The organism is Streptomyces sp. NPDC049541, from assembly GCF_044465725.1.
GTDB lineage: Bacteria > Actinomycetota > Actinomycetes > Streptomycetales > Streptomycetaceae > Streptomyces.
In genome coordinates this window covers 1,061,266-1,084,127 of sequence record NZ_JBITLY010000002.1, presented here as the reverse complement: position 1 = coordinate 1,084,127, position 22,862 = coordinate 1,061,266, and the positions used below count along the sequence as shown (strand labels likewise).

Genomic DNA, 22,862 nt, shown 5'->3' with positions numbered 1-22,862 from the left:
CTGCCTCCCAGTCTCGTGATCAGGGCATTCGGACCCAGTGTTCACTACGCTCCTGCCATGACCTTGGAATGGGAGCAAGTGGTTGTCGACGCGGCCGACCCCCTCACGCTGGGGCGGTGGTGGGCCGAAGCGCTCGGCTGGGTCGTGGTGAACGATGCGGCCGACGAGTACGAGATCCGGCCGGAGAAGGACCGGCTGCCGGGACTGCTGTTCGTCCCCGTCCCGGAGGGCAAGACCGTCAAGAACCGTCTCCATCTCGACTTCCGCCCGGACGACCGGGACGCCGAGGTGGCCCGGCTGCTGGCGCTGGGAGCCCGGCACGCGGACGTCGGACAGGGCGAGCAGACGTGGGTGACGATGGCGGATCCCGAGGGCAACGAGTTCTGCGTGCTCAGCTCACGGGCCACCTGACTCGTCCCGGAGCGAACCGGGACGATCGAACATACGATGGGCGGAGCCGGCGCGGTGACGAGGTCCCCGCGCCGAGCATCCGGCCACTCGGGGTGGGAGACGCATGGCACAGACGTCCGACGCTGCGCGGACCGTCATCATGACCGTGGACGACGATCCGGGGGTCTCCCGGGCCGTCGCCCGTGATCTGCGGCGGCGCTACGGCGAGTCGTACCGGATCGTGCGCGCGGAGTCCGGGGAGTCCGCACTGGAAGCGCTGCGGGAGCTGAAGCTGCGCGGCGACCTGGTGGCCGTGATCCTGGCCGACTACCGCATGCCTCAGATGAACGGCATCGAGTTCCTGGAGCAGGCCCTGGATGTGTATCCGGGTGCCCGGCGGGTGCTGCTGACCGCGTACGCGGACACCGGCGCGGCCATCGACGCGATCAACGTCGTCGACCTGGACCACTATCTGCTCAAGCCCTGGGACCCGCCCGAGGAGAAGCTCTACCCCGTCCTGGACGACCTGCTGGAGGCCTGGCGCTGCAGCGACTTCCGGCCGGTGCCCAGCACCAAGGTGGTCGGGCACCGCTGGTCGGCGCGGTCCTCGGACGTACGGGAGTTCCTGGCCCGCAACCAGGTGCCCTACCGCTGGTACTCGGCGGACGAGCCCGAGGGCAGGCGGCTGCTGACGGCGGCCGGGCATGACGGGCAGCGGCTGCCGCTCGTGGTCACCCCGGACGGGACGCCCCTGGTCGAGCCGGAGGCGCCCGAGCTCGCCGCGCGGGTGGGGCTGGCGACGACGCCGGCGGCGGACTTCTACGACCTCGTCGTCATCGGCGGCGGACCCGCCGGGCTCGGGGCCGCGGTCTACGGCGCGTCGGAGGGGCTGCGGACGGTGCTCGTGGAGCGGTCGGCGACCGGCGGGCAGGCGGGGCAGAGCTCGCGGATCGAGAACTACCTGGGCTTCCCGGACGGTGTGTCGGGGGCGCAGCTGACCGACCGGGCGCGGCGGCAGGCGACGAAGTTCGGCGCCGAGATCCTCACCGCGCGCCAGGTGACGGGACTCGAGGTCAACGGTGCCGCGCGGACCGTGCGGTTCTCCGACGGCTCGGCGGTCGCCGCGCACAGCGTGATCCTGGCGACCGGCGTGTCGTACCGGCAGCTCGACGCGCCGGGCTGCAACGACCTGACCGGCTGCGGGGTGTTCTACGGCTCGGCGCTGACCGAGGCGGCCTCCTGCCAGGGCCACGACGTGTACATCGTCGGCGGCGCCAACTCGGCCGGGCAGGCGGCGATGTACCTGTCGCGGGGCGCCAAGTCGGTGACGCTGCTGGTGCGCGGGCGGGACCTGTCCGCGTCGATGTCGTACTACCTGATCCAGCAGATCAACGAGGCGCCCAACATCTCGGTGCGCGCCCACACGGTCGTCGAGTCCGCGCACGGCTCCGGCCGGCTGGAGCAGCTCACCCTGCGCGACACGGAGACCGGCGAGACCGAACTCGTCGACGCCCAGTGGATGTTCGTGTTCATCGGCGCGGCCCCGCTGACCGACTGGCTCGACGGCACGGTGCTGCGCGACGAGCACGGGTTCATCCTCGCCGGGCCCGATCTGACCCCGGACGGGCGGCCGCCGGCGGACTGGGAGCTGGACCGGCCGCCGTACCACCTGGAGACCAACGTTCCCGGCGTGTTCGTGGCGGGCGACGCTCGCGCCGAGTCCGCGAAACGGGTCGCGTCCGCCGTCGGAGAGGGAGCCATGGCCGTGATGCTCGTCCACCGGTATCTGGAGCAGTCGTGAGCGGGCAGGTCATGCCCTGCAGCCCACAGGAGATCGGCTCGCTGTTCCTGTTCGAGAAGCTCACTCCTGAGCAGCTCGGGCGGCTGTGCAGCGAGGGGCGGGTGGAGCGGTTCGAGGCGGGGCCCGTGTACACCGAGGGCGAGCCCGCCACCTGCTTCTTCGTGATGATCGAGGGTACGGTCGTGCTCTCCCGGCGGGTCGGCGGTGACGACGTCGAGGTGACCCGCACCTCGCAGCCCGGCGTGTACGCGGGAGCCATGCAGGCCTATCTCGGGGACCGGGTGCGGCAGCTGTACAACAACTCCATGCGCGTGACCGAGCCGACGCGGTTCTTCGTGCTGCCCGCGGACACCTTCGCGGCCGTCATGCAGGAGTGGTTCCCGATGGCGGTGCATCTGCTGGAGGGGCTGTTCTTCGGTTCGAAGAGCACGCAGCAGGCCATCGGGCAGCGGGAACGGCTGCTCGCCCTGGGCTCGTTGTCCGCCGGGCTCACCCATGAGCTCAACAATCCGGCGGCGGCGGCCGTGCGGGCCACCGCGACGCTGCGCGAGCGGGTCGCGAAGATGCGGCACAAGCTGGGCGTCATCTCCGCGGGCCCGTATCCGCGCGAGGCCCTGGCGAACCTCATCGAGGTCCAGGAGCGCACCGCCGAACTCGTCGCCAAGGCGCCGACCTTGAGCCCGCTGGAGGCCGCGGACCGGGAGGACGCCCTCACCGACTGGCTCGACGACCACGGCATCCCGGACGGCTGGCGGCTCGCGCCCACGTTCGTGCAGGCCGGTCTGGACGTCGACTGGCTGGACCAGGTCGCGGCGGACGTGGATCCGGAGATCCTGCCCGGGGCGATCGGCTGGCTCAACTACACGGTCGAGACCGAGCTGTTGATGGACGAGATCGAGGACTCCACGACGCGTATCTCGCACCTGGTCGACGCGGCCAAGCAGTACTCGCAGCTCGACCGGGCCCCGTACCAGAACGCCGACGTCCACGAACTCCTAGACAGCACGCTGCTGATGCTCTCGGGCAAGATCGGCTCGCGGATCGAGGTCGTCAAGGACTACGACCGCACCCTGCCGAAGATCCCGGCCTACCCCGCGGAGCTCAACCAGGTGTGGACCAACCTGATCGACAACGCGGTCCACGCCATCAACAGCACCGGCGCAGAAGGCACCTTGACGGTGCGGACGGCTCTCGATCACGACCGGCTGCTGGTCGAGTTCCGCGACACCGGGCCCGGCGTGCCGCAGGAGATCCGCGGCCGCATCTTCGACCCGTTCTTCACCACCAAGCCGGTGGGCGAGGGCACCGGGCTGGGTCTGGACATCTCCTGGCGGATCGTCGTGAACAAGCACCACGGCACCCTCCAGGTGGAGTCCGAACCCGGCGACACCCGCTTCCAGGTCCTGCTGCCCCTGACCGCGACGGACGACGACACACCGGAGGAGCCCGCATGACCAGTGCCGACGGAATCGACCCCGCCGTCCCCCCGAGCGGTAGCGGGTGCGTCGAGTGCGACGCGGCCGGCGGCTGGTGGTTCCATCTGCGGCGCTGCGCGCAGTGCGGCCACATCGGCTGTTGCGACGACTCGCCCGCCAAGCACGCCGGCGCCCACTACCGGGAGACCGGCCACCCGGTGATCCGCAGTTTCGAACCGGGCGAGGAATGGTTCTGGAACTTCGACACCGACGAGCTGTACGAGTCCGGGCCCGACCTCGCTCCCCCGGTGAGCCATCCCGCGGACCAGCCCGCGCCGGGCCCTGCGGGGCGGGTGCCGGCGAACTGGGCGCAGACCTTGCGCTAGGCGCTCCGCCGATGAGTGTGCCGTCGGCCGTCAGCGGCTGCGTCCTGGCTGGTCGCGCCCGCGCGGCGGAGCCGCACAGTGATGCAGCCCCGCGCCCCTTTGGGGCGCTCCCGAAGCGCAGCGGACTTGTCAGTGGCGCGTGCCAGGATGGATGCGTGCCGCAGACCATGTTCACCACACCGCTCATCGGGCGGGACGAGGAGATCGCCCGGCTGGCCGGGGTGCTGGAGCGTGCCCGGGGCGGGGAGGCCCGGGCGGTGCTGCTCGCCGGGGACGCGGGGGTGGGCAAGACCCGGCTGCTGGACGAGGTCGCGGGGCGGGCCGCCCGGGCCGGGATGACGGTCCTCACCGGTCACTGCGTCGACCTCGGTGACGTGGGGCTGCCGTATCTGCCGTTCACCGAGGTCCTGGGCGCGCTGGCGGCCGACGAGCGGTTCGCGGACGCGCTGGCCCGGCATCCGGTGGTGGACCGGCTGCGGGGTGCGGGCCCGGAGGCGGTGGGGGACGAAGGAGATCTCGGCACGCGTTCGGACAGCGGCGGAGGGCGGCTGCGGCTGTTCGAGGGCATGGCGGGGCTGCTGGCCGACCTGTCGGAAATCGCTCCGCTGCTGCTGGTCCTGGAGGACCTGCACTGGGCCGACCAGTCCTCCCGGGACCTGCTGCGCTTCCTGCTCAGCCGCGGCATCCTGCAGCGGCCGGCCGGCGGCGCGCCCACGCACCGGCTGGCGGTGTTCGCCTCCTACCGGGCGGACGATCTGCACCGCCGCCACCCGCTGCGCCCGCTCCTGGCCGAGCTGGTACGGCTGCCCGCCGTGGAGCGGCTGGAGCTGCGCCCCATGGCGGATGCCGAGGTGACCCGGCTGGTCCGCGCGCTCGAGGAGCGCCCGCTGCCGGAGGCCACGGTCCGCGGGATCGTCGAGCGCGCCGAGGGCAACGCCTTCTACGCGGAGGAGCTGCTCGCCGCCACCGACACGGGGGCGGCCGGTGTCCCCAGCGGCCTGGCCGACGTCCTCCTCATCCGCATCGAGCAGCTGTCCGACACCGCGCAGCAGGTGCTGCGCACCGCCGCCGTCGCCGGGCGGCGGGTGGAGCACGACCTGCTGCGCGAGGCGGTCGGGCTGCCCGAGGACGAACTGGAGGCGGCGCTGCGCGAGGCCGTAGGCCGCCAGCTCCTGGTCCCCGGTGACGCCGACACCTACGCCTTCCGGCACGCTCTGGCCCGGGAGGCGGTCTACGCGGATCTGCTGCCCGGCGAACGGGCCCGGCTGCACGGCGCGTTCGCCCGGCTGCTCTCCGGACGCGGGCACCCGGCGGAGAGCGCCGCCGAGCGGGCCCACCACTACCGCGAGAGCCATGACCTGGCCGAGGCGCTCGCCGCTTCCCTGGAGGCGGCCGAGCACGCCGGCCGGGTGGGCGCGCCCGCAGAGGAACTGCGGCACCTGGAGACCGCCCTCGACCTGTGGGCGTCGGTGGACCCGGCGGCCCGGCCCGCGGGCGACGGCATCGACCGGGTGACGCTCACCCTGCGCGCCTCGGCGGCGGCCGCGCACGCCGGTGAGTCGCACCGGGCGGTGTCCCTCACCCGGGCCGCCCTCGCCGGCATCGGCCAGGACACGGACTCCGAACTCGCCGCCCGGGTCCGGTACACCCTGGCCGGCAATCTGATGAGCGTCGACAGTCTGACGGCCGCGTTCGCCTACAGCAGCGAGGCGCTCGCCATGATCCCCGCCGAGCCGCCGACCCGGACCTGGGTGTGGGCGGCGGCCACGCATGTCATGGCGGCCCGCCAGATCGGGGACGAGGAGACGGCGCTACGGGTCGCCCACCGGGCCCTGGACGTGGCCGAGCAGCTGCGGGTCACGGACGCGCAGGCCGACCTGCTCATCTCGCTGGCGGTCCTGGAGGGCGGCGGCCGGCGCACCGTCGAGGGCCGCGAGCGGTTGAAGGAGGCCCGGGAGCTGGCCCGACGGGCGGGGAACGCGCCGGTGGAGATGCGGGCCCTGTTCAACCTGGCCGTCGGCTGCTTCGAGGCGGGTGACCTCGAGGGCTGTCTGCCGTGGGTGACCGAGGGTCTGGAGCGCGCCCGGCGGGCCGGGCTGCTGTCCTCGCTGTATCCGCTGGAGATGCGTTATCTGCATCTGCTGGCGCTGTACACGCTGGGCCGCTGGGACGAGTGCGTGCGGGCCGCGGCGGCCGATGAGGCCGTGCTGCCCTCGGCGGGCGGCTATGCGATGGGACCCGCGCTGTATGTGGCGCTGGCCCGTGGGGACATGAGCGCCGTCGAGCGGGCGCGGGTGCTGCTGGAGGGGCCCTTCGACTGGATGGCCACGCTGGTCGCGGGCATCGCGCTGACCGAGGCCGCCGTGCTGCGCGGAGAGCCGGAGGCGGCGGTGGAGCGGGCCCGGGCGACGGTCGCGGCGCTGACCGACGAGGCGGGCCATCTGCCCTACGCCTCGGTGCGGTTCGCGGCTCTGGCCCTGACGGCGGTCGCCGACGCGGCCGTGGAACTGCGCGCGTCCGGCGGCGAGTGGCACCGCTGGAAGGACACCGCGGACGAACTGGTCGAGCTCGCACGGCATTCGGCCCTGCACGGCGAGGACGGCAGCCCGCAGGGGCCCGAGGGGATGGCCTGGCTGGCCCGTGCCGAGGCGGAGTGGCTGCGGGCGGTGTCCGGGCCGGACGCGGCGGCCTGGGAGGAGGCGGTGACCGCGTTCGGCTTCGGGGACGTGTACGAGCGGGTCCGCTGCCAAGTGCGGTTCGTCGAGGCCCTGTTGGCGGCCGAGCGGCGCGAGGAGGCGGCCGTGCAGGTCCGCGAGGCGCGAGCGGTGGCGGAGCGGCTCGGCGCGGCACCCCTGCTGGAGCGGATCGACGGCCTGATACGCCGCGGCCGTCTGGCCACTGCCCCGTCGGACGGGGAGCGCCCCTCGCCGCTGACCGCCCGGGAGCAGGACGTGCTGCGGCTGCTGGCCCGGGGCCGCAGCAACCGGCAGATCGGCGAAGAGCTGTTCATCACCGGCAAGACGGCCAGCGTCCACGTCTCCAACATCCTGGCCAAGCTGGGTGCTTCGAGCCGTACGGAGGCGGTGGCGATCGCCTACCGGCAGGGGCTGATCGCACCGGAGCCGACGGCATCGGGCTGACCTCAGCCGCCGGAGTGCCGGGCGGCGCAGTCGAGGCTCCTCAGGTCGACGGCGTCTGCCAGGGCCCGCATGCCCTTGTCGTTGGGGTGCAGATGGTCGCCGCCGTCGAAGACGGGACGGACGCGCTCGGGGTCGTAGGGGCTGCGCAGGACATGGTCGAAGTCGGTGACGGCGTCGAACTCGCCGCTGCCGCGGATGAACCGGTTCACTTCCCCGCGTACCTTCTCGCCGGCCGGATCCCATTCCGGCCAGCCCTTGTACGGGGCGACGGTCGCGGCGACGACGCACTTGCCGGCCGCGTGCACCCGCTCGACGATCTCGCGGTAGCCGGCGATCAGGTCCTGGGCGGTGACTCCGGTATGGGCCTTGATGTCGTTGACGCCCTCGAAGAGGAAGACGGTGCGCAGGCCCGGCTGGGAGAGCACGTCGCGCTGCAGACGCTTCAGGGCGCTCTGGCCGCCGCCGTCCGCGAGGACCTGGTTCCCGGAGATCCCTTCGTCCGCCACGCCTTCGACATGGGTGGCGGAGGACCGCAGCCGGCGGGCGAGGTAGTCGGTCCAGCGGCGGTCGAGGTCGGCGGTGGACTGCCGGCCGTCGGTGATGGAGTCGCCGAGGGCCACGACCGCTGCGGTTCCGGCCGGCGGACGTACCGAGACGGCGTCCAGGTAGAACCAGGAGTCGGTCGTGTGCGTCCAGTGCGCGGCGCCGGTCTCGGCGGTGTGGTCGCCCTCGCTCGTGTAGGACGTCTGCAGGGCCAGCCGGTGACCGGTCGCGGGTCCGGCCGCGTCCGGTGAGTGGATGCTGACCACGAGGTCGGTCGCGGCGGGCAGCCGGCCGGGCAGCGGATCGCTGAGGACGGCGGCGCCCGCGGGGACGGTGACGGAACGGGCGCCGTCGAAGGTCAGCCGGTGGTTGCTGCCCGGGACCAGTCGGGCGCCCTGCTGCCGCAGACCGGCGTAGGCGCTGTCGAAGGTCACCGGCCGGTCGCCGAAGGCGTTGGAGAGCCGGATCCGCAGATCGCTTCCGGCCGTGCTGGTGTGGACGACGAGCCGGTAGCCGCGGTCGGCGACCGCATCGTCCATGCGCTCGGCGCTCGCGCCCCAGGTGACGACCTCACGGTGGCCCGCGGGCGGTCCCACCACGGTGAACGGGGCCGGATCGTCGGTTGCGTGCACCGGGGTCGCCTGGATGGCACCGGCCAGCAGCAGGAGGGCGCCGAGTCGGCCGGCTCGGGTGAAGCGGGCGTCCACCGGGCGATGCCCTTCCAGATGACGGTGCCGCTCGCCGAGGTTTCCGGGGGACATCCACTCCTCCAGTCAGACGGGCTTCGGGCTCACCTGCGGGAGACACAGCTGTCTGCGCATTGTCGCACTTGCGTTCGGCCCCTGCAGTGCAGTGATGACCCGCCCTTCGGAAGCCGGGCGCTTCAGAAGAGGGTGGATGTGCCGGATCCGGGCGCCCCCACCTGACTGGGGCGCCCGCACCGGTGTCACCATTGCGCGGTCAGCGGTGTGCGGCCGGGGTGTTGGCCGAGGTGACGTTGACGGCGGCCCAGGCCTGGTCCACCGTGGTGTACTCCGTGCTGTTGGCACCGTAGAGGTCCTTGGCCGCCTTCAGCGTCGCGTTGCGCGCGTCGTGGAAGTCGGTCGTGGAGACCATGTAGCGGGTCAGGGCCCGGTAGAAGATGGCCGTGGCCTTGGTGCGGCCGATGCCCTTGACCGTCGAGCCGTCATAGGTCGGCGAGTCGTACTGGACGCCGCCGATCGTCTTCCGGCCGCTGCCCTCGGCGAGCAGGTAGTACGCGTGCGAGGAGACGCCGGAGCCGGCGTGCACCTCGGCGTCGTACACCTGGGGCGACCAGTAGTCGATGCTGTGCTCGAGCCGGTCGAGCGACGGGTGGTCGAGGCGACGCAGGAACTTCTGGGCCAGGCCCATCTTCTCGCCGATGAGGTAGTCCGGCTTGTCCGAAGCGTTGTTCGTGAAGAACTCGACGTTGGAGCCGAAGACATCGGCGAGCGACTCGTTCAGCGCGCCCGGCTCGCCGTACTGGTTGTCATGCTCGTCGATGCGGGTGGGTTCCAGCTTGGCGGTGGCGTCGACGACGCCGTGGGTCAGCTCGTGGCCGGTGACGTCCAGGGCGACCAGCGGCTTCTTCAACTGGTCGCCGTCGCCGTCGCCGTAGAGCATGCAGTCACAGACCGAGTCCCAGAACGCGTTGCCCACCTTGTTGCCGAAGTGGACCATGGCGTGGGCGCCCTTGCCGTTGTTCTCGATGCCCTTGCGACCGAAGGTCTTGTTGTAGAAGTCCAGGGTCTTGGTGATGCCGTACTGGGCGTCGGCGGCGGCAGTGTTGCGGCTGGTGACCCTGCCGTTGCCGAAGACGTCGTTGGTGGTGGTGATCTTCTTGCCGCGGGAGAAGTTCTCCAGTTCCTGGCCCTTGGCGTCCCGGGTCTCGGTGCCCCAGCGGGTCGGGTCCTTGAGGAGGTAGGTGGTGCGGGCCGTGCGGGTGGTGGTCAGCGGGACCGTGCCGACGAAGAGGGTCTTGCCGGTGCCGTGGGCCGTCGACGGGTAGCGGGTGGCAGCGGAAGAGGCCGACGCGGCCGTGAATCCGGCCGTCTGCGTACCGGCGGCCGTGGCGGGGTCGAGTTTCTCGCCGCGCTCGCGCAGGGTGTCGAGCAGCGCGGGCGAGAGGAACTCGTCGCTGTCGGGGGTGTTGCTGCGCACCTTGCCGGTGACGGCGTCGACGACGACCGTCCGGGAGCCGCCGGCCTCGGTCGTACCGCTGTCGCTGACCCGCACCTGGTAGGCGAGGGCGGAGGCACCGTCACGGGCGTCCACGACGAGTTCGGCGGGGCCGGCGTCGCCCTGGGCGGCCGTGGCCGCCTTCTGCTGCGCCTCGGCGGCCGACAGCTTGGCCGCGGTGGCGGCAGCGGGCTTGACGGTGTGTCCTGCGGCCCGGGTGACACCCGCGTACGTCAGCTGCCTGGTGAGGTGGACGACGAGGTCGCCGCCGAGCACCTGCATGCCCTGGTGCGCGCGGGTGAACCGAACGTGCCGGGCGCCCTCCGGGTCGATCATGACGTCCTCGACCTGCAGTGCGTCGCCCTGTAGGACGCCGGTCGCGGACGAGTGGGCGAAGGCGGCGGCGCGGGCGGCGGCCACCACGGACGCGGCCGAGGTGCCGGCGGTGGCAGCGGTGCGGTCCGTCCCCGCGGTGGTGCCGAAGGCGGTGCCGGCCAGGCCCGTGGCGGCCGTCGTCACGGCGACGGCAACCGCCACGCTGCGTATGTGCGGTCTACGCACTGATGAGGGTTCCTTCCTTGCAAGGCGGGCGGGATCACCAAGCGCCTTGACGCATGGCGCCGTTGAGCGCCATGGGGGCTGGTCGGGCCCCGGCAAGAAACCCTTTCGGACGAGTCATGTCCATGTAAAGACTAAAATATCGCTTTCCGTGCGATACATGGCATTACTTTGCAAATCCACATCGCTCAGTGATCAGTGGGTGACCAACTGTGCGTCGACTGTGGAGATGTGACGACACGGAAGAAAGTTGCCTCACGTGAATGTGACTCATCTCGCATCCAAGGGCACGGTCCTGGGAACGGTCGTGCTCTCCCTGCTCGCGGTCCCCTCGTACGCCACCCCCACCGCGCCGCTGCCCAGGCCCGACCTGGTCAGTCTGCAAAGCCATCTCGCCACCGCGCTGAAACAGGGCGCACCGGGCGCGATCGCCCGGCTCGACGACCACGGCAGGGTCGAAGGGGCCGCCATGGGCGTCGCCGACCGCAGGAGCAGACGGACGATCAGCCCTGCCGACCGGTTCCGCATCGGCAGTGTCACCAAGACCTTCACGGCCGTCGTGCTGTTGCAGCTGGCCGACGAGGGCAAGCTGCGGCTCGACGCCCCGGTCGACCGGTATCTGCCGGGGCTGCTGCCGGACCGCACGATCACGGTGCGCGAGATCCTGGGCCACCGAAGTGGCCTGTACGACTACACGAACACGATGTTCGCGAAGACGGTCCCCGGCTTCCAGGAGGTCCGCAGCAAGGTCTTCACCTACCGCGAGCTCGTCCAGCGCTCGCTGTGGCACCCGCGCACCAGCGCCCCGGGCGCGTTCTCGTACTCCAACACCAACTTCGTCGTCGCGGGCATGCTCATCGAGAAGCTGACCGGCCACTCCGTGCGGACGGAGTACGAGAACCGCATCTTCAAGCCGCTGAAACTGCGCGACACCTTCTACGTCCACCCCGGCACGCAGATCCCCGGCCGCCACGCCAGGGGCTATCTCGCCCCCGACCAGAAGGACGCGCCCCTGGTCGACGCGACCGAGCAGACGATGTCCTGGGCGCAGACGGCGGGCGCGATCATCTCCAGCACCCACGATCTGAACACCTTCCTCTCCGCCCTGCTCGGCGGCCGGCTGACATCGCCGGCGCAGCTGCGGCAGATGGAGCGCATGGTGCCGGTCAGCAGCACCCAGGGGTACGGGCTGGGGCTGGGGCGCCGCGACCTGTCCTGCGGAGTATCGGTCTACGGGCACACGGGCGTCGTCCAGGGCTACTACACCTACGCGTTCGCCACGAAGGACGGCCGGCGCAGCTTCACGGCCGTGGCCACCACGTCCAACAACGTTGCCGTGCTCAACACGATGCAGGGCACGATGGAGTCGGCGTTCTGCGGCAAGCAGTCGAAGACGCGGCGCGCCGTACCGCCCGTCGAGCGCTACGAGGACATCGCTCCCGGGATCGCCCGGAACTGAGCCGGTGGGAACCGGGCCGCCCCGGTGGACGTTGTCCGGTGGAGCCCATCGCGGGATGAGCGACGACACCGGGGCGGCGGGATGAGCGAGTTGGTGGCCGGGGCCAACATGCCCCTTCCGGACGGTGCCTTGACCGTCCGGGTGCCCGGCCCCTTCGACGTGTCCGCGCTGATCACGGACGACGGGGGCAGGGTCCGCGGCGACGAAGACTTCGTGTTCTACAACCAGCCCTCCGCACCGGGCGCCCGACTCGACGGCGACACCCTCACCGTCGACCCGCCCAGGCTGCGCCCGGCGGCCACCAAAGTCACGGTGGTCGTCAGCCCGGCCGAACCCGGCACTCCCCTGGCCCATCTGCCCGCGCCCACGCTCCATGTGTCGGACCTCGGCGGCCGCCTGCTCGCCCGCTTCGCCCCGCCACGACCGGGCCAGGAGGCGGTGCTGCTGCTCGCGGAGATCTACCGGCGGGGCGGCGGCTGGAAGCTGCGGGCCCTGGGGCAGGGCTACGCCGACGGGCTCGCCGGGCTTGCGCGGGACTTCGGCGTGGACGTCCTCGACGCAGGGACCGGGACGGCGCCCGCGACACCGGGTGGGCAGCCCGGCTCTGCGACGCGCGGTGCGCCCGGGGGGCATGCCTCGGCCCCGACACCGGTATCCCCGCCCGCACCGGCGGCCGCTCCCTCCCGCCCCACGGCCCCGGCCGCACCGCGCGCCGGAACCCGGCCGACGCCCGCGACACCGCCGCTGCCCCGGGCCCGCTCCCAGTCCCCCGACCCGGACGGCTTCATCGGCCTGGTCAACTCCGCCCGTTCCGCGGCCGGTTCACCCCCCGTCACCCCCGACGCCCGTCTGACGTCGGCGGCCCGCGCCCACGCGGCCGCCATGGCCTCGGCAGGCAGCCTCGGTCTCGAGGGCGAAGACGGTCTCTCCCTCTACCAGCGCGTCACGGCCGCCGGGTACGCCTATCTCACCGTCGGCGAGCACCTGGTCTCCGGCCCGCGTACGCCCGCCGAGTTCGTCCGCTACTGCCTGAGCCAAGAGCAGTCCGGCCGCACCCTGCGCGACCCGGCCTTCCTTCATGCCGGGCCGGCGTACGTCGGCGACGGCCGGTCGGGAGACATCTACTGGACCGTGCTGTGGGCCAGGCCGCTCACCCCGGGCGACCTGGCGCGGACGGCGGCCGAGGTCGTCGCCCTCACCAACCGGGAGCGCGCGGGCGCCGGTCTGCCACCTCTGGCCACCGACCCCCTGCTCACCACCGCGGCGCAGGCGCACAGCGCGGACATGGTGGCCCGCGCCTTCTACTCGCACACGTCCCCGGAGGGAAGTCAGCCCTGGGACCGGGCTGCCGCCGCGGGGGCACGACGGCGCTCGATCGGCGAGAACATAGCCTGCGGTCAGCGCTCACCCGCCGAGGTCGTCGACGGCTGGATGAACAGCCCCGGCCACCGCGCCAACATCCTCAAACCCGACTTCACCCACATCGGGATCGGCTTCGCGGGCGGCGGCCCGGCAGGCATGTACTGGACCCAGCTGTTCGGCGCCTGACCACCGGAAACCGACCCTCCCCGCGATCTTGGCGGAACGGAGTCCTCCGGGACAGGATGCCCGCATGAAGGGTTCCCTGTTTTCCAGCGAGCACATGGTCCAGCCGGCCACCGCGCCCGGCATGACGGTCGAGAACGCCAAGTGCATCAAATACGCGGTGAACGGCGAGATGCTCGCCCGCCAGGGCGCGATGGTCGCCTACCGCGGCAACCTCCAGTTCGAGCGCAAGGGCCAGGGCGTGGGCGGCATGCTCAAGCGCGCGGTCACCGGGGAGGGGCTGCCGCTGATGACGGTGCGCGGGCAGGGCGAGGCCTGGTTCGCGCACGAGGCGCAGAACTGTTTCATCGTCGAGGTGGACCCCGGTGACGAGTTCACCGTCAACGGCCGCAACGTCCTGTGTTTCGACGCCTCGTTGTCGTACCGGATCGCAACGGTGAAGGGCGCGGGCATCGCCGGCGGCGGCCTGTTCAACAGTGTCTTCACCGGACAGGGCCGGCTGGGTCTGGTGTGCGAGGGCAATCCACTGGTCATCCCGGTCTCGCCGCAGTTCCCGGTGTACGTGGACACGGACGCGGTGGTCGGCTGGACGGCCGGTCTGCAGACCTCGCTGCACCGTTCGCAGTCCATCGGATCGATGCTGCGCGGCGGCAGCGGGGAGGCCGTGCAGCTGATGCTCCAGGGCGACGGTTACGTGGTCGTACGGCCGAGCGAGGCGACCCCGCAGAAGGCCCAGCAGCACTGAGCCCCACGGAGTGATCTGCGCCTCAGGAGCAACCTCTTGGGCGCCGGCGACGTCTTGATCCCCAACAGGTGACGCCCTGGCCCCTGGGCCAGGGCCCATTTTTCGACCCTCTATACACGCCATGTATACGCGAAATGTATAGAGGGCGTGTATACATGCCACCGAAAGGGATCCATGTACGGCAAGGCATTCGCCCCGGAATACCAAGGCGCCCTGAACACCCTCTCCGTGAACTCCTCGCTGACCGACGTACTGGCCGTCGGCACGCGGGAGTTGAGAGCGGCCGAGCGGGCCGGGCGGCACGGAGAGGTCGCCCGTTCCGGCCTCGCGGTGGCCGAGGCGCACCGCCGGCTGGGGCAGGTGAGGGACGCCGACCGGGCGTGGAAGGCCAGCTACCGTGCGGCCCGCGCGGCCGGGGACACGGCGGCGATGGCGTGGGCGCTGTGGAGCGGCGGCACCCTGGCCCGGCAGCGCGGCGCGTTCCCGCTGGCCCGGCGGCTGCTGCGACTCGCGGCCGAACTCGGCGAACAGGGCGGCGACGTCGTCGTACGCGGCTACTCCCTCGCGGGACTCGCCGAGACCGGCCGCATCCAGGGCGACTACCAGGCCGTCCGCAGGCTGCACGAGCAGCTGCTCGCCGAGGCCCGGCGGCGCGGCGAGGCGCGGCACACGGTGTGGGCACTGGAGGGCATCGCGCAGATCCACCGCAACACGGGTGAGTACGACACCGCGTACGCGCTGTTCGAGGAGGCGGCCGAGATAGCCGCGCGCGCCGACGACCGGCGTGGCCACGCCTGGGCGCTGCGCGGGCTCGCCGACATCGTGTCCGTGCGGGACGGGAACGTCGAGCGGGCGCTGGCGCTGCTGTCCGAGGCGGAGAGGACCTGCCGGGAGATGAAGCTGTCCAGTGCGCTGGCCTACAACCACAAGATGCGCGGCAACGTCCTGTACCGAGCGGAGCGCTGGGCCGAGGCCCGCGACCTGTACGAGCAGGCTCTCGCGGAGTTCCGAGCGATGAGCGAGCCGCGCGGGGAGGCGCTGGCGCGGCTGGGGCTGGCCAAGTCCCTGGCCCGGCTGGGCCGCGACCGCGCCGAGACGGCAGCCGAACTCGCGGAGCTGGCAGGCGAGTTGGAGCGGATCGGGCTGCGGCATGCGCGGGAGATGGTGGCGCGGGCGCAGCAGGAGTTCGGCGTGGCCGCGGAGGTCGTACGGTGACGGCGCTTCCCCCGACGCTGCGGGCACCGGTTGATGCGCCCCAAGTCCTCGACCGCTGCCGCGAGTGGGTACGCCCCGCGCTGGTGGAGGCCGTGGGGCGCATGCATCCGTGGGTGGGTGAGATGGCCGCCTACTCCTTCGGCTGGTGCGAGGTGGGCGGTGCGCCCACCGGCGTCTTCGGCGGGAAGGGCGTGCGGCAGGCGCTGGCCGTGCTCGGAGCCGAGGCCGCGGGCGCGCACGGGCGGGCCGGGGTGCCCGCGGCGGTCGCCGTGGAGCTGGTGCACACCTTCTCCCTTCTGCACGACGACATCATGGACGGCGACGCGGCCCGACGGCGCCGGCCCACCGTCTGGAAGGCGTACGGCACCGGGCCCGCCGTCCTCGCGGGCGATGCCCTGTTCGCGCTGGCCGTCGAGACCCTCGCCGCGGCACCGGGCGGGCCGCAGGCGGTGCGGGTGCTGTCGGTGGCGCTGGGAGACCTGGTGCGCGGCCAGGCGGACGACCTGCTGTTCGCCGGGCGCCCGTGGACGGGGCCGCAGCGGGTGCGGCCGGCGGAGTACCGGGCGATGGCCGAGCACAAGACGGGCGCGCTGCTCGGCTGCGCCACCGCACTCGGTGCCCTGCTCGGCGGCGCGGCGCCTTCGGTGGTCGACGCTCTCGACCGTGCCGGGCGGCACCTCGGGATCGCCTTCCAGGTCGTCGACGACGTCCTGGGCATCTGGGGCGACCCCGCAGTCACCGGGAAGCCCGTGCACGGCGATCTGCGGGAACGGAAGAAGACGTTCCCCGTGCTGGCCGCACTCGACTCCGGCGCCCCCGCGTCCCGCCGGCTCGCCGCACTTCTGGATGCGGGCGGTGAGCCCGCGGAGGCGGCCGCGCTGATCGAGACGCTGGGCGGCCGGACGGAGGCGCTGGCCGAGGCGCGTGCGCACATCGCCGCGGTGGAGGCGGCTCTGACCGATGTGGCCCTGCCCGCCCGGCCGGTGGAGGAGCTGCGGTCCTTGCTGGCGTATCTGGTGCGGCGGGACCTCTGAGGCTCGCGGGGCGCCGTCGCCCTTCGCCCGCCATGAGCGGCCAAAGCGTTTGACCTGAGCCGTCTACGGCGTCAGGGTGCGAAGGGGCACGGGCCCTCGTCTCCCCCGTGCCGGGAAGGGTGACTGTCTTGATCGGAATCTCCGAGGTCGAAGCCGTGGCCGAGCGCATCGCCGGGCACGTCGTGCGTACGCCGACGCTGCCGAGCCCGGGACTGGCCGCGCTGCTCGGAGTTCCGGTCACCGTGAAGCTGGAACTGCTGCAGCGCACCGGGTCGTTCAAGGTGCGCGGCGCGACGGCGAAGCTGCTGTCGCTGAGTGCCGGTGAGCGGGCCGCCGGAGTCGTGGCGGTCAGCGGTGGCAACCACGGGATCGCCGTCGCGGTCATGGCGGCCGCCCTCGATGTGAAGGCCACGGTGGTCATGCCGCGCTCGGCACCCGCCCGCGCGATCGAGATCGCCCAGGCCGCGGGAGCGTCGGTGCGGCTGACGGACGCCATGGACGAGGCGTTCGCCCTGATGGAGCGGCTGCAGGAGGAAGGGCTGACGCTGGTTCATCCCTTCGACGACCCGGTGGTCGTCGCCGGACAGGGCACCGTCGGGCTGGAGTTCGCCGCCGACGCGGGTGACGTCACCGACGTGCTCGTCAGCATCGGGGGCGGCGGACTGATCTCCGGCGTGGCGACGGCGCTGCGGGACCGGTGGCCCGGGGTGCGGATCTGGGGCGTGGAGACCGAGGGCGCCCAGGCCATGTCGGAGGCGCTGGCGGCGGGCGGCCCGGTGCCCGTCACCCTGTCGTCCCTCGTGAGCACGCTCAGCGCACCGTCCGTTTCGCAGCTGACCTACGAGCATGTGTCCGCGCTGGTCCACGAGGTGCTCGTGGTGCCGGACCGGGAAGCGGTGCAGGGCACACTCGACCTCGCCGACCATGCCAAGGTGTGGGCCGAACCCGCGGCCGGCTGTCTGCTGCCCGCGGCCCGGCAGGTCCTGCAGCGGGTCGGTGAGGGCGCACGGCTCGGGCTGGTCGTGTGCGGGGGCAACGCGACGACCGCCGATGTCACGGGGTGGGCGGAACGCTTCGGGCTGCGCTGAGTTCCCGGCTCGTGGGCGCCGATGATTTGTGGATCCTTTGAACACACACCGTCGCGCTCCCCGTACCTCTGTGAAAGGTGAGACCCAGGGGTACGACGAGGGATGGCCATGGTCAAGGCGCATGTCTTCACGCACGAGTTGGTCGCCGGAAGGTACCGGCTCGTCGATGTCGTCCACCAGGAGACGAACCGCATCTGCTGGTACGGCAAGGACGTCAACGTCGGACGGGCCTATCTCCTCACCCAGATCGCGCTCCCGGACGACCCGGACGCCCAGGCCGCGCCCCGGGCGACCGCCCGTGTCATCCGCATGTCCGAGACGATGGGGCTGATGTGCCCCGGCGCGGTGGCAACGGTCGTCGACGCCGTGGAGCAGGACGGCACGCTGTGGACCGTGACCGAATGGATCGACGGGACGCCGCTGAGCGAACTCGTCGCCCAGCAGGCCACGTTCAACTATGTGCGGGCGGCCCGTATCGGGCTGGAGCTGCTCGAGGTACTGGAGGCGGCGCACGGCGAGGGCATCACCCACGGCGAACTCAGCCCCGGCCAGGTCTATGTGCAGGAGCGGGGCGGGATCGTGGTCACCGGCTTCGGCCTGGCCGGCGCGACCCTGGCACCGAGGCTCTCCGCACCGTCGTACGCCTCCCCCGAGCAGGCCCGTGACGAGCGCATCGGGCCGGCGGCCGACCTGTGGGCGCTGGGCGCGATCCTCTACACGATGGTCGAGGGACGTCCTCCGTTCCGGGACCGGGACCGGCCCGAGGCCACCTTGAAGGGCGTGGACCGGCTTCCGCTGCGCACCCCGGTGCACGCCGGGCCCCTCACCCCCACCGTGCAGGGGCTGCTCCGCAAGAACTCCAGGGAGCGGCTGACCCGCCCGGTGGTCCGCGAGGCTCTCACCCGCGTCCTGACCGAGGACCCCGACACGCTCTCGGCCAGCGTGCCGCGGCCCCGGCTGCGCGGGGTGTACACCGCCGCCTGCCATGCCGCTCCCGGCTGGAGCAGACGCACCATGGCCATAGGGACCGCACTGGCCGTGCTGACCGTGACGGCCGCCGTACTGGCCGCCACCGATCAACTGCCGGGCACCGGCACGTCCTCGACGGACACCGCGCCCCGGCCGCAGGTCTCCGCCACGGCGTCCGCCACGCCGCCGGAGAGCCGCACCGACGGCAGGAAGTCCGGCCCGTCCGCAGCGCCCGAGCCGACCGCGTCACCGACGACATCCGCGCCCTCCCCCTCGTCCTCCGCGTCGGCCGGCGCGCTGCCGCCGGGTTTCCGCCGCTACACCGCACCCGAGGGCTTCTCCGTCGCCCTCCCCGAGGGCTGGAAACGGGTGAACAGCTCGCGGGTCGGGAACCTTTCGACCCGGGTGACGTTCGGCGCGGACGGCGATCCCCGCACTCTCGCGGTCACCTACAGCACCGTCGTGGGCCCCGACCCGGTCGCCGTCTGGCGCGACGACGTCGAGCCCCAGCTGGAGAAGGACGACGGCTTCCAGCGCATCGGCGAGATCAAGGCCACGACGTACCAGGGGCACAAGGCCGCCGACATGGAGTGGCTCTCGGTGGCCGACGGCACGCGGGTGCGTACCTTCGGGCGCGGTTTCCTGCTCGGCGGCGGCCGCGGCTTCTCGCTGCGCTGGACGACCCCGGCCGCCGACTGGAACGACGCGGCGAACCGGCAGGCGCTGGAGCTCTTCCTGCGGACCTTCCGGGTGACGTCAGGCTGAGGTCCGGGGCGCGCGCAGCGCACGCAGCGGGGGGCCGTGCAGCGGAGTGGTGTGCCACCGCGCTGTGAAGGTGCGCTCCGCCAGCGCGCAGGTGACGGTCAGCCGGTGCGGTGTCTCCAGGAACACGACGTCCACGGCGAGGGTGTCCGCGTCGGTCCATCCGCCGCTCACGGCGGTCGGCAGCGGCTCGTCGGTGACGGTCCAGTCGCCCTCCCCGATCCGCAGTCCGAGTTCGTACCCGCCCTCGGTGAGGCACAGGGCCCAGCCGTCCGCACTTCTCGTCACCCCGGCCCGGGTCAGCTCCGGCTGGTCCGGACAGACGCCGCCGAACGGGGTGAACTCGGCGCCTGCCCAGTCCTGCGGCCGCTCCGGCGGTGCGGGCTTTCCCGCGGCCGGGGGCAGCGCGAGCCGCGTCAGCCGCTCCCGCAGGGCCGCGTCCTGGTGTGCGCGGTCCGGCAGCGGTGCGGGGCCGAAGGCCGGCAGAAGGTGCTGCCAGACGAGATCGAGCAGCAGCTGCGTCTGCTCGGTCGCCGCGGTGGTGGCGATCACGGCGTCGTGCTCGGGCAGCACCAGGCAGAACTGCCCGTAGGCGCCGTCGCCGCGGTAGCCGTGCCGGGAGTTCCAGAACTGGAGGCCGTAGCCCTGCTGCCAGTCCGGCAGCGCACCCGCGGCCGTACCGTCAGCGGTGCCGATGTGCGGGCGCGTGGCCTCGGCCACCCACCCCTCGGGCAGCAGGCGCCGGCCCTCCCACACCCCGTCCTGCAGATACAGCCGGCCGAGCCGGGCGACGGCGTCGGTGGTGGCGTGCAGCCCGCTGAAGCCCAGTTCGCGGCCGGCCCGGTCGCGCAGCCAGGCCGTCTCGCCCACGCCGAGCGGGTCCAGCAGCCGCGGGCGCAGGTACTCGGTCAGCGGCTGACCCGTGACGCGCTGCACGATCGCGGCGAGGGTGTAGGTGGTGGGCTGGTTGTAGGCGAAGGCGGTCCCCGGCTCCCGCTCGGGCGGTAGCAGCAGAAAGCCGCGCACCAGGTCCGCGCGGTCGGCGGCGAGCGCCCGGTCGAGGGTCTCCGCCTCGTGCCCGCTGGCCATCGACGCCACGTGCCGCACCAGCATCGCGCGGCTGCGCGGATCGGTGATGTCGGCGTCGAACTCGGGAAAGTACGAGATCACCGGGTCGTCGAAGCGCAGCAGCCCCTCCCCGGCGGCGATCCCGGCGGCCGTCGCCGTGAAGCTCTTGCTGAGGGAGTACAGCAGGTGCGGTCGTTCACAGGTGTACGGCGCCCACCAGCCGGACGCCACGAGCCGGCCGTGCCGCATGATCATCAGGCTGTGCGGTTCGATGTCCGGAGCGGCTTCGAGGGCGTCGAGGAAGGCGTGGATGCCTACGGCGTCGACGCCTTGGGCGGCGGGGCTGCCGACGGGCAGCGGGCGGGCGCTCATGAGGGCATCCTCCCCGCTGCGCGGAGGCGGATCGAGGGCTGTTTTCCGCTGCCTGTACCGGGGACTCGGTGGGCATGGTGCAAATCGGATACACGATGATGACCGAGCAGGCCGGCCCCCGTGACCTCGTCGACCATCTGGTGCGGGCCGAGGGCGCCGGATACGACTTCTCCGTGACCTCGGACCACTACTTCCCCTGGCTGCGCTCGCAGGGTCACTCGCCGTACGCGTGGAGCGTGCTGGGCGCGGCGGCCCAGGCGACCTCCACCATTCCGCTCATGACCTACGTGACCTGTCCCATCGTCCGCTACCACCCGGCGGTGGTGGCGCAGAAGGCGGCCACGATGCAGTTGCTGTCCGAGGGCCGCTTCCGGCTGGGGCTGGGCTCCGGGGAGAACCTCAACGAGCATGTGGTGGGCGGCGGTTGGCCGTCCGTGGACGTGCGCCACGAGATGCTGGAGGAGGCGGTGGAGATCATCCGGGCGCTCTTCAAGGGCGGCCATGTCAACCACCGCGGCACCCACTTCGACGTGGAGTCGGCCCGGCTGTGGGACCTGCCGGACGAGGCGCCGCCCATCGGCATCGCCGTCTCCGGCGAGCAGTCCTGCGCCCTCGCGGGCAGGCTCGCCGACCTGGTCATCGCCACCGAGCCCAAGGCGGGCCTGCTGACCGCGTTCGACGAGCACGGCGGTGCGGGCAAGCCGCGGGTGGGCCAGCTGCCCATCTGCTACGACCCGGACCGGGACACGGCGGTGAAGCGCGCGCACGCGCAGTTCCGCTGGTTCGGCAACGGCTGGAAGGTCAACTCCGAGCTGCCGCACCCGGACGCCTTCGAGTCGGCGACCCAGTTCGTCACCCATGACGACGTCGCCGCCTCGATCCCGTGCGGCGACAACCCGGACGACTTCGTCGAGGCCGTACGCCCGTACGCCGAGGCCGGCTTCGGGGAGGTCGCGCTGGTGCAGATCGGCGGCGAGTCCCAGCCGGCGTATCTGGACTGGGCGGAGAAGACGCTGCTGCCGGCGCTGCGGGACGCCTTCGGCTGATCGCGGAATTCCGGCGGACGGGCCCCGATAGGCTGCCGGTCTGCGCTTTTGCAGTCCGCCCAGCTTTGCACAGGAGAGTCGTCCGTGACCCTAGCGATCGTCCCGTCCGAGTCGTCCCCCGCCCCGCTGTCCGACCTCGTCGCGCGGGACGCGCGCGAGTTCGGCGTGTACGCGCGGACCGGAGGGTGGGCCTTCGGCCTGATGGTGGCGCGCAGCGTACGGCCCGGCGGGCAGGGTGCGGAGGAGACGCCGAAGGTGTCCGCGAAGGAGTTCGCGGAGCTGGCCGGGTGCTCTCCCGAGCGCGTCATGCGGTACTACAAGGCCTGGGACCGGGCCGCCGACGACGGCATGGTCCCGCACTTCGAGGCGCTGGCGCCGGGCCAGGAGGTGGAGCTGCCGGACGCGGACGTGTGGCTGAGCTACTACGTGTCCCGCAACAGCGCGACCTCCGAACGCGGCACCGCCATCGCGGAGGCCGCCGAGGCGGAGGGCATCCGGCCGACGAAGGCGCTGGAGGTCGCCGAGAACCCCACCGCCCTGCGCGCCGCGATCCTCGCGGACCCCTCCACCGCGCGGGCGGCCCGGCAGGCGCTGCTCGACCGGGTCCGTGAGGACCCGGAGCTGCAGGCCGAGTTGGCGCGGGACGTGGTCCGCACCGACGACCTGAAGAAGGCCGTGGCCACCGAGAGCCGGGCCGCCGACCGGATCGGCTATGTGCGTCAGATCGCCGAGTCGGGACAGGTCAAGACCCCGGCGGGGCAGACCATCGACGCGCCGGTCGAGCTGCGCCAGGAGGCCGAGCGGCACCTGTCGCTCATCGACGAGCTCGAGGACGACGAGGACACCGGCGAGTGGGCCGGCGAGGCCTACGACACGATGAAGGCCCTCGTCGCCGAGGTCGTGGAGGCCGATCCCGAACTGCGGGTGCAGGAGCGGCGGACGAGGTTCTACAGCAGTCTGCAGAAGGCGACGAAGGCGTTCGAGGAGCTGACCTTCGACGATGTGCAGGACTTCGTCGAGGACGACATGGTCCAGCGCCTGGAGGAGCTCCAGCAGGCCATCGTGATGTGCCTGAGCGCGCTGCGCGGCGACAAGGGCTGAGGATCCGGACCCGGGCGGCGCTGAGT

17 protein-coding genes are annotated in these 22,862 nt (G+C 72.3%); 14 read left to right on the top strand and 3 right to left on the bottom strand.

Annotation, left to right across the window (positions count from 1 at the left end; translation table 11 throughout):
- The first annotated feature begins 57 nt into the window (after positions 1-57).
- The 5 genes from ACIBW9_RS12075 (at position 58) to ACIBW9_RS12055 (ending at position 7,132) form a co-directional block, all read left to right on the top strand.
- On the top strand, positions 58-411 hold the full coding sequence (locus tag ACIBW9_RS12075) for a VOC family protein (protein ID WP_398953858.1): 354 nt from the start codon (positions 58-60) through the stop codon (positions 409-411).
- 103 nt (positions 412-514) lie between these two features.
- On the top strand, positions 515-2,191 hold the full coding sequence (locus ACIBW9_RS12070) for an FAD-dependent oxidoreductase (protein WP_398953856.1): 1,677 nt from the start codon (positions 515-517) through the stop codon (positions 2,189-2,191).
- Positions 2,188-3,645, top strand: a complete 1,458-nt coding sequence (locus ACIBW9_RS12065) for an ATP-binding protein (RefSeq protein ID WP_398953854.1) — start codon at positions 2,188-2,190, stop codon at positions 3,643-3,645. The genes ACIBW9_RS12070 and ACIBW9_RS12065 overlap by 4 nt, the downstream gene beginning before the upstream one ends.
- Entirely contained in the window at positions 3,642-3,992 is a 351-nt protein-coding gene (locus ACIBW9_RS12060) for a UBP-type zinc finger domain-containing protein (RefSeq protein ID WP_398953852.1), read from the top strand. The genes ACIBW9_RS12065 and ACIBW9_RS12060 overlap by 4 nt, the downstream gene beginning before the upstream one ends.
- A gap of 167 nt (positions 3,993-4,159) precedes the next feature.
- Positions 4,160-7,132 carry an AAA family ATPase gene (locus tag ACIBW9_RS12055; protein WP_398954009.1) on the top strand — a complete coding sequence of 991 codons (2,973 nt, stop codon included), beginning with the start codon at positions 4,160-4,162 and terminating at the stop codon, positions 7,130-7,132.
- Between the two features lie 2 nt (positions 7,133-7,134).
- Here ACIBW9_RS12055 and ACIBW9_RS12050 read toward each other — a convergent pair whose 3' ends face one another.
- Positions 7,135-8,382 carry an SGNH/GDSL hydrolase family protein gene (locus ACIBW9_RS12050; RefSeq protein ID WP_398954007.1) on the bottom strand — a complete coding sequence of 416 codons (1,248 nt, stop codon included), beginning with the start codon at positions 8,380-8,382 and terminating at the stop codon, positions 7,135-7,137.
- A 253-nt stretch (positions 8,383-8,635) separates the two neighbouring features.
- Positions 8,636-10,435, bottom strand: coding sequence for a M4 family metallopeptidase (locus ACIBW9_RS12045; protein WP_398953850.1), 1,800 nt, complete (start codon positions 10,433-10,435; stop codon positions 8,636-8,638).
- A 247-nt stretch (positions 10,436-10,682) separates the two neighbouring features.
- Between ACIBW9_RS12045 and ACIBW9_RS12040 the strand changes: the two genes are divergently transcribed.
- The 7 genes from ACIBW9_RS12040 (at position 10,683) to ACIBW9_RS12010 (ending at position 19,252) form a co-directional block, all read left to right on the top strand.
- Positions 10,683-11,891, top strand: coding sequence for a serine hydrolase domain-containing protein (locus tag ACIBW9_RS12040; RefSeq protein WP_398953848.1), 1,209 nt, complete (start codon positions 10,683-10,685; stop codon positions 11,889-11,891).
- A gap of 81 nt (positions 11,892-11,972) precedes the next feature.
- The gene (locus ACIBW9_RS12035) at positions 11,973-13,439 is read left to right on the top strand and encodes a CAP domain-containing protein (RefSeq protein WP_398953846.1); all 1,467 of its coding nucleotides are present in this window, start codon (positions 11,973-11,975) and stop codon (positions 13,437-13,439) included.
- A 64-nt stretch (positions 13,440-13,503) separates the two neighbouring features.
- The gene (locus ACIBW9_RS12030) at positions 13,504-14,181 is read left to right on the top strand and encodes an AIM24 family protein (RefSeq protein WP_398953844.1); all 678 of its coding nucleotides are present in this window, start codon (positions 13,504-13,506) and stop codon (positions 14,179-14,181) included.
- A gap of 174 nt (positions 14,182-14,355) precedes the next feature.
- Positions 14,356-15,396 carry a tetratricopeptide repeat protein gene (locus ACIBW9_RS12025; protein WP_398953842.1) on the top strand — a complete coding sequence of 347 codons (1,041 nt, stop codon included), beginning with the start codon at positions 14,356-14,358 and terminating at the stop codon, positions 15,394-15,396.
- Complete coding sequence (locus tag ACIBW9_RS12020; protein ID WP_398953840.1) at positions 15,393-16,430, top strand: polyprenyl synthetase family protein; 1,038 nt, start codon at positions 15,393-15,395, stop codon at positions 16,428-16,430. Before ACIBW9_RS12025 ends, ACIBW9_RS12020 begins: the two co-directional genes overlap by 4 nt.
- A gap of 128 nt (positions 16,431-16,558) precedes the next feature.
- Positions 16,559-17,518 carry a threonine/serine dehydratase gene (locus ACIBW9_RS12015; RefSeq protein ID WP_398953838.1) on the top strand — a complete coding sequence of 320 codons (960 nt, stop codon included), beginning with the start codon at positions 16,559-16,561 and terminating at the stop codon, positions 17,516-17,518.
- Positions 17,519-17,620: 102 nt separating this feature from the next.
- The gene (locus ACIBW9_RS12010; protein WP_398953836.1) at positions 17,621-19,252 is read left to right on the top strand and encodes a serine/threonine protein kinase; all 1,632 of its coding nucleotides are present in this window, start codon (positions 17,621-17,623) and stop codon (positions 19,250-19,252) included.
- On the opposite strand, the gene ACIBW9_RS12005 is transcribed toward ACIBW9_RS12010, so the two are convergent.
- Positions 19,244-20,689, bottom strand: a complete 1,446-nt coding sequence (locus ACIBW9_RS12005) for a serine hydrolase domain-containing protein (RefSeq protein ID WP_398953834.1) — start codon at positions 20,687-20,689, stop codon at positions 19,244-19,246. The genes ACIBW9_RS12010 and ACIBW9_RS12005 overlap by 9 nt on opposite strands.
- Positions 20,690-20,763: 74 nt before the next feature.
- Between ACIBW9_RS12005 and ACIBW9_RS12000 the strand changes: the two genes are divergently transcribed.
- Positions 20,764-21,735: an LLM class F420-dependent oxidoreductase gene (locus ACIBW9_RS12000; protein ID WP_398953832.1), complete on the top strand. Its 972-nt coding sequence runs from the start codon at positions 20,764-20,766 to the stop codon at positions 21,733-21,735.
- 84 nt (positions 21,736-21,819) lie between these two features.
- A complete protein-coding gene (locus tag ACIBW9_RS11995) occupies positions 21,820-22,836 on the top strand; it encodes a hypothetical protein (RefSeq protein ID WP_398953829.1) in 1,017 nt (338 codons plus the stop codon).
- Positions 22,837-22,862 lie beyond the last annotated feature (26 nt).

Excerpts from the sequence above, each read along its gene's own strand:
- ACIBW9_RS12010 (WP_398953836.1), top strand. The coding sequence starts at position 17,621 with ATGGCCATGGTCAAGGCGCATGTCTTCACGCACGAGTTGGTCGCCGGA.
- ACIBW9_RS12000 (WP_398953832.1), top strand. The coding sequence starts at position 20,764 with ATGGTGCAAATCGGATACACGATGATGACCGAGCAGGCCGGCCCCCGT.
- ACIBW9_RS12005 (WP_398953834.1), bottom strand. The coding sequence starts at position 20,689 with ATGAGCGCCCGCCCGCTGCCCGTCGGCAGCCCCGCCGCCCAAGGCGTC.
- ACIBW9_RS12070 (WP_398953856.1), top strand. The coding sequence starts at position 515 with ATGGCACAGACGTCCGACGCTGCGCGGACCGTCATCATGACCGTGGAC.
- ACIBW9_RS12055 (WP_398954009.1), top strand. The coding sequence starts at position 4,160 with ATGTTCACCACACCGCTCATCGGGCGGGACGAGGAGATCGCCCGGCTG.
- ACIBW9_RS12075 (WP_398953858.1), top strand. The coding sequence starts at position 58 with ATGACCTTGGAATGGGAGCAAGTGGTTGTCGACGCGGCCGACCCCCTC.
- ACIBW9_RS12060 (WP_398953852.1), top strand. The coding sequence starts at position 3,642 with ATGACCAGTGCCGACGGAATCGACCCCGCCGTCCCCCCGAGCGGTAGC.
- ACIBW9_RS12035 (WP_398953846.1), top strand. The coding sequence starts at position 11,973 with ATGAGCGAGTTGGTGGCCGGGGCCAACATGCCCCTTCCGGACGGTGCC.
- ACIBW9_RS12030 (WP_398953844.1), top strand. The coding sequence starts at position 13,504 with ATGAAGGGTTCCCTGTTTTCCAGCGAGCACATGGTCCAGCCGGCCACC.
- ACIBW9_RS12025 (WP_398953842.1), top strand. The coding sequence starts at position 14,356 with ATGTACGGCAAGGCATTCGCCCCGGAATACCAAGGCGCCCTGAACACC.